At 65.6% G+C, this 1,410-nt stretch carries 1 pseudogene; it reads left to right on the top strand.

Annotation, left to right across the window (positions count from 1 at the left end):
- Nucleotides 1-1,120 (top strand): annotated as a pseudogene (locus EN738_RS34285) (kinesin); the annotation flags it as partial.
- Nucleotides 1,121-1,410: the final 290 nt, after the last annotated feature.

Genomic DNA, 1,410 nt, shown 5'->3' with positions numbered 1-1,410 from the left:
GCTCAGCTCGGCGCAGAGCAACCTCGAGCACACGCTGGAGCGGCAGTCGTCGCTGGAAGATCTCGCCGTCGGCCTGGTCAAGAAGTCGGAAGACCTCGAAAAGGTGATGCGTTCGTTCGAAAACCTGGTTGGCCAGACGATGCAGAACGCCGAGGGACGGACCATGGAATCGGCGGAGAAGATCCGCACCGCCATCGCCGAGGTCGTCGATTCGGCTACGCGCCGCTTTGCCGACGCCACCGAGGAGATGCGGCGCACGGCCGGTTCGATCAAGAGCGAGCTCGACCTGACGCGCGCCGAGCTCAAGAAGGGCGTCATCGAGATGCCGGAAGAGGCCAAGGAGTCGACCTCGGCCATCCGCCGCGCCGTCTCCGAGCAGATCAACGCGCTCAAGGAGCTGTCTGACATCGTTGCGAAATCCGGCCGCAGCGGCAGCAGCGAATCCGGCGAGCCGCGCGGTCTGCGCCCCGCACCGCAGGCGCCGGCCCGTCCTGCCGAGCCGCTGCGTCGCCCGCCGGCACCGCAGCAGTCACAGCAGCCACAGCCGCAACCCGAGCGCCGGGCACCTCAGGCGCCGTTGGCCGAGACGACCTTGCGCGGCACGCTCGACCTCGATCGCGCTGCCGAGACGGCCCCGCGCCGCGATCCCAATGGCCGCACGGCGCAAGGCGGCTGGGTGCGCGATCTCCTGACCGGCGCATCGCGCGAGGAAGAGCTCCGGCCGGCCGCTCCGGCGGAAGCGCCGCGCCCGGCTCCGGCGCAGCGCTCGCCACTGCATGTCGTGGAATCGCTCAACTCGCTGTCGGTCGATATCGCCCGCGCCATCGACCACGACGCCTCGATCGAGCTGTGGAACCGCTACCGGCGCGGCGAGCGTGACGTGTTCACGCGGCGCCTCTACACGCTGAAAGGCCAGCAGACCTTCGACGAGATCCGCCGCAAGTACCAGACCGAGGCCGAGTTCCGCGCCGCCGTCGACCGCTACTGCGACGATTTCGAGAAGCTGCTCAAGGATGTGTCGCGCAACGACCGCGACAACATCATGGGCCAAACCTACCTGACTTCGGACACCGGCAAGGTCTACACCATGCTGGCCCATGCCAGCGGCCGTTTGCAGTAAGCGGCTTGTTAGCGAGTAACAAAAAAGGCGGGACAAGCTCCCGCCTTTTTGATTGAACGGCATGCTCGTAACCTGAGCTGCGATAAATATCGTCTGTCGGCGCCGCCCCTCATCCGCCTGCCGGCACCTTCTCCCCGTATAGTGACGGGGAGAAGAAGGCTGTTGTCCGAACCGGATAGATAGGTAACAGAATGGACCGATTGCATAGGTGACAGTTTTCTCCCTCGCCGGAGGACCCGGCGATGGTTTGGCGAGAGACTGGCATCATGGACGAGCGGCTTCGTTTTGTA

Origin of the sequence: Mesorhizobium sp. M4B.F.Ca.ET.017.02.2.1 (assembly GCF_003998955.1) — a bacterium.
Lineage (GTDB): Bacteria > Pseudomonadota > Alphaproteobacteria > Rhizobiales > Rhizobiaceae > Mesorhizobium > Mesorhizobium abyssinicae.
Note: the sequence above shows the minus strand (reverse complement) of the source record. Positions and strands in the feature narration are given on the sequence as shown.